Source organism: Paenibacillus zanthoxyli JH29, assembly GCF_000520715.1.
Taxonomy (GTDB): Bacteria; Bacillota; Bacilli; order Paenibacillales; family Paenibacillaceae; genus Paenibacillus_AQ; species Paenibacillus_AQ zanthoxyli.
This window is the reverse complement of record NZ_ASSD01000410.1, coordinates 1-7455: the sequence shown is the minus strand read 5'-3', so window position 1 is coordinate 7455 and position 7455 is coordinate 1. Positions and strand designations below refer to the sequence as shown.

The following is a 7455-nucleotide window of genomic DNA, read 5'->3' as shown; positions in this document are numbered from 1 at the left end:
TGTGGGCCGCAGCTATAGCCATTCAAAATCCCGGCCGCGAGATAAAGGTGAACAGGCTGCGGTTGTAGAGCGTTCCCTGCAGCTCCGCAAAGCTTGCGTCTACGGCGGTAAGCACGCCGATGTCAACATGCACATCGCCGCGATACACCTCGACAGGTATGGCATATTGTAGATGATACTGGAAATGGCGGTGAAGCGTCAGAGGCTCGCCCTGCTGCAGCATATTAACATCACCTGTCTTTTGGAATGGGATGGACGTTTCTCTGGAATTAGAATAGACGTTCCGGGAACGCTTATACTTCTATTGTATCAAGAAAGGGAAGGTTTATAAATGAAATGGATCGTCGGTTTGGGCAACCCTGGACCGGAGTACGCCAAGACAAGGCATAATGTCGGATTTATGGCTCTGGATGAACTGGCGCGAAGATACGGAATCGTCTTTAATCAGAGTAAATGCAAATCGGTTATCGGAGAAGGCGTTATCGGCGGAATCAAGACTATGCTGATTAAACCGATGACGTATATGAATCTGTCCGGGGAAGCGGTGCGCGCCTATATGGACTACTATAAAGTCCCCTTGGAAGATATGATTGTCGTTTACGACGACCTCGATACCGAAGTCGGCAAAATCAGGCTGCGGTATCAAGGAAGCGCTGGCGGTCACAACGGAATCAAATCGATCATTCAGCATACGGGCACCCAGGTCTTCAACAGAGTAAGGATGGGTATTTCACGGCCCGAGCCCGGATACGCGATTGTCGATTATGTGCTCGGCAAGTTTCCCAAGAAGGATAGTGACAAGCTGTCATTGATGATTGGCAATACCTGCGACGCCCTTGAGTATAGTCTGAACAACACCTTCGAACAGACCATGGCTAAATTCAACGGGTAAAATGGCGCAGAGGAACATGCTTCTGAAGATACCGGGCAATGACTATGATCCTACCAGGGCTAACCGAAGCCTGAACGGGACATACTGAAGGTATACTTTACCTTCAGGAGGCATATAAATGGCAATACACTACGTATGCAGACACTGCCGGACTTTTCTCGGAAGCATCCGCAGAAGCGCGGCCACCGAGATGCAGCTCGGCCTTCATTCCTTGACCCCTGCGGAACGCAGAGATATAATAGCGTATGATTCAGACGGCGAAATTACGGTTAAAGTTACCTGCAATTACTGCAAGGAGGCGCTGGAGAACAATCCGGAACTCAGCCTTCTGGCCAGTCCGCTTCAATAGGTGAAGCGGCGCTGCTTCTATCGTCATCCGCAAGCCTTGGCCTCAAAAGCTGAGGCTTATTTTAAAATATAAGACTTTATCATTGCAATAAGTTATTATTTTGCGCTTCTGAAGCGTTAAGTCAAATTTCGCTGGAAGTGATTCAGTAAGTGAGGTGCACCTTTTGTTACAAGGTCTTATTGAGGCTTTTTCTAAAGATTCCGATTTCCAGTCGGTAACCCGAGGCGTCGCCGCCGGAATGAAAGAGCAGCTGATCTCCGGATTGTCCGGTTCAGCCAGGCAGATCATGCTGGCCGCGCTTCACGAGGAGACATCCCGCCCTATATTAATCGTGACGCACAACATGTTTTCGGCGCAAAAAATTGCCGATGATCTACAGGAAGCGCTTTCCCCTGATCGGGTGCTGCTGTATCCGGCCAATGAATTGGTCGCAGCGGAAACGGCCGTATCCAGTCCGGAGACGGTTGCCCAGCGTATCGAGGTGCTGAACAAATGCTCGCGGGGCTTCCGCGGCATTGTGGTCGCACCTTATTCTGGCGTTCGCCGATTGCTGCCTTCCCCGCAGGCTATGGCGGAAGCGCAGATAACCGTCTCCCAGGACGGGAGCATCCAGCTTGAACATTTCTTGAACACGATGATTGAAATGGGTTACGAGCGCGTCGAACGGGTGGAGAACCGCGGTGAACTGAGCGTTCGCGGCGGCATTCTCGATTTCTATCCCATGAATACCGAACTGGCATACCGGGTGGAGCTGTTCGACGACGAGATCGACTCTATCCGGACATTCGATCCGTCCGATCAGCGATCTATCGACAAGGTTCGGACAGTGACCATTACGCCTGCCAAAGAAATTATCGCGGGTAAGGCGCAGCTGGAGGCTGCGGCGGACAAGGCGTCGATCATGCTGGAGCGCCAAATAGAGAAGACGGCCGACCGGCAGGCCAAAATACGTCTGCGCGAGGAAATCGGCCGCGAGATTGAACATTTGCGCGAAGGGACTTATTTTTCGGAGATTTACAAATATATTTCGCTGCTTCATCCGGAGCGCTCGCATCTATACGACTATATAGAGCGGGATACTCTGCTGATCCTCGACGAGCCGGCCCGTCTGCTGGAAACGGCCAAACAGCTCGAACGTGACGAATCGGAATGGAATCTGCATCTTCTGCAGAACGGGAAAACACTGCCTGACCTGCATTTATCCGTCGACAGCGACACGGTCATGTATCAACGTCCGTTTCAAAGCATCTTCATGTCCATTTTTCTGCGCCAGGTACCGCATGTTCAACCGCAGAATATTGTCGGCTTTATCAGCCGGAGCATGCAGGATTTCCATGGGCAGATGAATGTGCTGAAATCGGAAATGGAGCGCTGGCACAAGTCGGGTGTCCAAGTCGTCATGCTCGCCGGCAGCGAGGACCGTATGGAACGGATTCGCCGGGTGCTGCTCGACTATGGGATTGAAGAACCGGCTATTGTCCAAGGCAACTTGGGGTCGGGCTTTGAACTGCCTTCAGTTCATCTCGCGGTCATATCCGAAGGCGAGCTGTTCTCCCAGAAACAGCGCAAAGCGCGTAAAACGTCCAAAAATATGGATAACGCGGAGCGCATCAAGAGCTACACCGAGCTGAAAATCGGCGATTACGTCGTTCATCAGAATCACGGCATTGGCAAATATATGGGCATCGGCACGCTGGAAGTCAGCGGCATCCATCGCGATTACATGCACATTATGTACGCCGGCGGCGACAAGCTCTCGGTGCCGATTGAGCAAATTGATCTTATTCAGAAGTACGTTGGTTCCGAAGACAAGGAGCCGAAAATATACAAGCTTGGCGGCAATGAATGGACACGGGTAACGAATAAGGTCCGTTCTTCGGTACAGGATATTGCGGATGACCTAATCAAGCTGTATGCCGAGCGGCAGAGTGCTCCGGGCTATGGATTTGATAAAGATACGCCGGAGCAGCAGGAGTTCGAGGAGATGTTCCCTTACGAAGAGACGCGGGACCAGATCCGGGCCATCGGCGAAATCAAGAAGGACATGGAGCAGAACCGCCCCATGGACCGGCTGCTCTGCGGCGATGTCGGCTACGGCAAGACCGAAGTAGCAATCCGGGCCGCCTTCAAGGCGGCGATCGAAGGCAAGCAGGTGGCCGTACTGGTGCCGACAACGATACTCGCCCAACAGCATTACGAGACGTTCCGTGAACGCTTCTCCTCGTATCCGATCAATATCCAGGTGCTCAGCCGTTTCCGCAGCCGCAAGGAGCAGAACGAGACGATCAAGGGTGTCCGGCAGGGAATGGTGGATATTGTAATCGGTACGCACCGGCTGCTGTCTCAAGATCTTGTGTTCAAGGATCTTGGTCTGCTTATTGTCGATGAAGAACAGCGTTTCGGCGTTACGCATAAGGAGAAATTGAAGAAGCTGAAGACCAATGTGGACGTGCTCACCCTGACGGCGACACCGATTCCCCGCACCCTGCATATGTCAATGCTGGGCGTCCGTGATCTGTCGGTTATTGAGACGCCGCCGGAGAACCGCTTTCCTGTGCAAACTTATGTTGTTGAATACAGCCAGACGCTCGTACGTGAAGCGGTGGAACGCGAGCTTGGACGCGGCGGGCAGGTCTATTACCTGTACAACCGGGTTCAGGGCATCCAGGAAATGGCGGCCCAGATTCAGATGCTTGTTCCCGAGGCTCGGGTCGGTATCGGACATGGCCAGATGTCGGAATCGGAGCTGGAGAAGACGATTCTCGATTTCCTGGACGGCGAGTATGACGTGCTGGTAAGTACCAGCATTATCGAGACCGGCGTGGATATTCCGAACGTCAATACGCTCATCGTACATGACGCGGACAAGATGGGCCTATCCCAGCTGTACCAGCTGCGGGGCCGGGTCGGACGATCCAACCGGATTGCTTATGCCTATTTCACTTACCAGCGCGATAAGGTGCTGACCGAGGTGGCTGAGAAGCGTCTGCAGTCGATTAAGGAGTTCACGGAGCTGGGCTCCGGCTTCAAAATCGCCATGCGCGATCTTTCGATCCGGGGCGCCGGGAATCTGCTGGGCGCGGAGCAGCACGGATTCATCGCGTCCGTTGGTTTTGATCTGTACTCGCAAATGCTGGCGGAGGAAATCCGCAAGCGAAAGGTCAGCGTCCTGGGCGAGGAAGATCATTCTCTAAAAGAAGGAAATACTGTCATTGATTTGGCAATTGACGCCTACCTTCCTTCCGAGTATATTTACGACAGTGTGCAAAAGATTGAAATCTATAAGAAGGTGGCGTCGGTCTCTACTTTCGAGGATGCGGCAGAGCTGGAAGATGAGCTTCTCGACCGGTTTGGCGAGCTCCCCGAGGCGGTCGTCAATCTTTTATCCGTGGCGCGGCTTAAAATATTCGGCAAAATGTTCGGGATTGACTCTTTGAACCGGCGCGGCGACGAAGTGCTGCTGAATTTTTATGAGGACCGGATTGCATTGATCGATACAGGCAAGCTTGCCAAGATTGGCAAAGGCTTTGAAAGACGTGTACAATTTGATAAAGATGCCAAAGCGACCATTCGCATAAAGACCAAAGACCTTGACGATAAGGAACTGCTGGCCTTGCTTGAGCGATTCCTGGAGGAAGTCAAACCGTCTTTTAAATCGAAGGGAGAATTACACAATGCGGTCAAGTAAATCATGGAAGGTGCTGCTTGTCTCGCTGACGGCGGCCCTTTCGTTGTCCGTGCTTGCTGGATGCAGCAGCAATAGTAAGAACGATACCGAAGATAACAGCAAGGCTATTGCCACTTACAAAGGCGGGGCGGTAACGCAGAAGGAATTCGACACTGATGTGAAGGTGATGAAATTTCTCTCGCCGGAGCAGGCGCAGTACCTGGAGCTGGATGGTTTCAAAGAAACGATCCTCAAGCAGGAGGTTGCTTTCGAATATTTGGCTGGCCAAGCCTCCGATAAGGCAAAAGAAGAAGCAAAGAAGCAGGCGGATAAGCAGCTTGATTCCTATAAGCAGGGACTTGGCAATACCTATGCAAGCTCGCTAAAGGAGCAGGGTATTACGGAAGATCAAATTCACGATTATATGGTACGTGTGTTGACGGTGTATCAGGACATGCTGCTTAAAGTGACGGACGATGAAGTCAAGAAGCAGTTTGAAGCGACAAAGGGAGATTTCACGGTCGCTACGCTGCGCCATGTGCTGGTTGGCTTCACCGATGCGAACAAGAAAGAACGCAGTAAAGAGGACGCGCTGAAGCGTGCCAAAGAAGTGCAGGCGAAGCTGAAAGGCGGAGCGGACTTCGCGGCGGTAGCCAAGGAGTATTCGGACGATCCCAAAACCAAGGACAGCGGTGGACTGTATGCGGACATGACACTCGGAACCTATGTGGAAGAGTTCAAAAAAGCCGCTCAGACGCTGCCGCTGAATACGATCAGCGATCCGGTCGAGACCACTTACGGCTACCATATCATGAAGGTGGAGTCGCGGAAAGAGAAGACATTCGACCAGTTGACGAATGAAGAGAAGGAAACGCTCAAGAGCACCGTCGCTTCGAACAAGCTGCAGCAGTTCATGGAGAAGGACCTGAATGGCATTATTGAAAAAATCGATCTGCCGAAGAGCAGTGCCTCTCCGGCCGCGAGCGCGGGGGCTTCGCCAAGCGCATCCGCTCCGGCGGCATCGCCTAGCGCTAAATAAAACCAATAGTCCCGTGATCCGGAAATTAAGCAGGATAACGGATTTAACGATACCGCCCAAGCCGGGCGGTATCATTTTTTTCTGCTGCTGCCGGTTCGCTGAAGCGGTGTATGCGGTAAGATAAGGGAAATGCTGCAAATCAGGCAGACGGCGCCTCGCATCATGTATAAGGAACTGGGAACAGATGAATACTATGGTCAGACAATCACGATAAATCGCTGGGGTTATCCGATCCCTTCCCGAGCAGTAGTTGGCAAAATACTTCTTTAGAAAGCGGGGCAACATGTGAATGAAAGCTACTGGTATTGTACGACGCATAGATGACCTTGGACGGGTTGTCATTCCCAAAGAAATAAGACGGACTCTCCGCATCCGTGAGGGAGATCCGCTGGAGATTTTTGTGGACCGGGACGGCGAGGTAATATTGAAAAAGTACTCGCCAATCGGTGAGCTGGGGGACTTTGCGAAGGAGTATGCGGAATCACTGTATGAGAGTACGGGCCATATTACGCTTATTTCTGACCGCGACACCTTCATTGCATTGGCTGGAGGCTCCAAAAAGGATTATCTGGACAAGCAGGTCGGCGCTCTGCTGGAGAAATGCATGGACAGCCGCAAGACGATACTCGAAGCGGACAGCGGCATGTATGAAATAACGAAAGATCATCAGGATGCGCTTTCGTCCTATGTGGCTGCACCCATTATTTCCGGCGGAGATCCGATTGGAGCCGTTGTCCTGATGAACAAAGACGAATCGGTTAAAATGTCGCAGATGGAAGTGAAAATGGCCGAAACGGCCGCCGGCTTTTTGGGCAAACAAATGGAGCAGTAATCCCGCTCTCCCTTAAAAATCCCGCTCTCCATTTCGCCGCAGGGCGAAGCCGAGAGCGGGATTTTGTTGTGCCGGGCTATAATTGCGGTATAATATAGAAATTCATTCTATCCAAATCTTATGAAGCAGGTATCTCATGAAATCACAAGCGACGGGTTCAAAACTGCTGCAGGGCGCTTTTATCCTAAGCGCCGCAGCTCTGCTGTCCAAGCTGATTGGGGCGCTGCAAAAAATCCCGCTGCAAAACTTGGGCGGAGATGCGGTATTCGGCATTTACAACACGGTCTACCCGATCTATACTCTGCTCGTAACTATTGCGATGCTTGGGCTGCCATCCGCCATATCCAAGATTGTGGCTGAGGCGGAAGCCGAAGGAAGCCCCGGCGAGGGACGGGCTGTGCTGCTGCGGGCGTCGCTGGTCAGCAGCGCGGCAGGGCTGCTCCTCGCCGCCGCGACGTATGCGGGTGCGCCGCTGGTTGCCGGCTTCATCGGCAGCGGACATGTCGCCTGGGCGCTGCGGACGGCCGCCTGGGGGCTGGCCGTTGTGCCGTTGCTGGCCGCGTTCCGGGGGTATTTTCAGGGGCTGCATAATATGATGCCAACTGCGGTGTCGCAAATGGTCGAGCAATCGGCCCGGGTCGCCATAATGATTGCGCTGCTGCTCTTTCTGAGCAGC

General features: G+C 52.6%; 7 protein-coding genes. 6 read left to right on the top strand and 1 reads right to left on the bottom strand.

Annotation, left to right across the window (positions count from 1 at the left end):
- Positions 1-22: 22 nt before the first annotated feature.
- Positions 23-223, bottom strand: coding sequence for a hypothetical protein (locus L691_RS0115485; RefSeq protein WP_025691375.1), 201 nt, complete (start codon positions 221-223; stop codon positions 23-25).
- Between the two features lie 108 nt (positions 224-331).
- On the opposite strand from L691_RS0115485, the gene pth reads away from it, so the two are divergent.
- The 6 genes from pth to L691_RS29090 all read left to right on the top strand — a co-directional run.
- Positions 332-892 carry an aminoacyl-tRNA hydrolase gene (gene pth / locus L691_RS0115480; protein ID WP_025691374.1) on the top strand — a complete coding sequence of 187 codons (561 nt, stop codon included), beginning with the start codon at positions 332-334 and terminating at the stop codon, positions 890-892.
- Between the two features lie 118 nt (positions 893-1010).
- Positions 1011-1241, top strand: a complete 231-nt coding sequence (locus tag L691_RS0115475; RefSeq protein ID WP_025691373.1) for an anti-sigma-F factor Fin family protein — start codon at positions 1011-1013, stop codon at positions 1239-1241.
- Positions 1242-1404: 163 nt separating this feature from the next.
- Positions 1405-4929, top strand: a complete 3525-nt coding sequence (mfd, locus tag L691_RS0115470; RefSeq protein WP_025691372.1) for a transcription-repair coupling factor — start codon at positions 1405-1407, stop codon at positions 4927-4929.
- Entirely contained in the window at positions 4916-5947 is a 1032-nt protein-coding gene (locus L691_RS0115465) for a peptidylprolyl isomerase (RefSeq protein WP_025691371.1), read from the top strand. Before mfd ends, L691_RS0115465 begins: the two co-directional genes overlap by 14 nt.
- A 289-nt stretch (positions 5948-6236) precedes the next feature.
- Positions 6237-6779 carry a stage V sporulation protein T gene (gene spoVT / locus L691_RS0115460; protein WP_025691370.1) on the top strand — a complete coding sequence of 181 codons (543 nt, stop codon included), beginning with the start codon at positions 6237-6239 and terminating at the stop codon, positions 6777-6779.
- Between the two features lie 136 nt (positions 6780-6915).
- Positions 6916-7455: oligosaccharide flippase family protein (locus tag L691_RS29090; RefSeq protein WP_036737226.1), on the top strand; the 540-nt coding region annotated here is incomplete at its 3' end.

Bases quoted from the DNA above. Each gene is read 5' to 3' on its own strand.
- L691_RS0115485 (WP_025691375.1), bottom strand. From the start codon at position 223: ATGCTGCAGCAGGGCGAGCCTCTGACGCTTCACCGCCATTTCCAGTAT.
- pth (WP_025691374.1), top strand. From the start codon at position 332: ATGAAATGGATCGTCGGTTTGGGCAACCCTGGACCGGAGTACGCCAAG.
- L691_RS0115475 (WP_025691373.1), top strand. From the start codon at position 1,011: ATGGCAATACACTACGTATGCAGACACTGCCGGACTTTTCTCGGAAGC.
- L691_RS0115465 (WP_025691371.1), top strand. From the start codon at position 4,916: ATGCGGTCAAGTAAATCATGGAAGGTGCTGCTTGTCTCGCTGACGGCG.
- spoVT (WP_025691370.1), top strand. From the start codon at position 6,237: ATGAAAGCTACTGGTATTGTACGACGCATAGATGACCTTGGACGGGTT.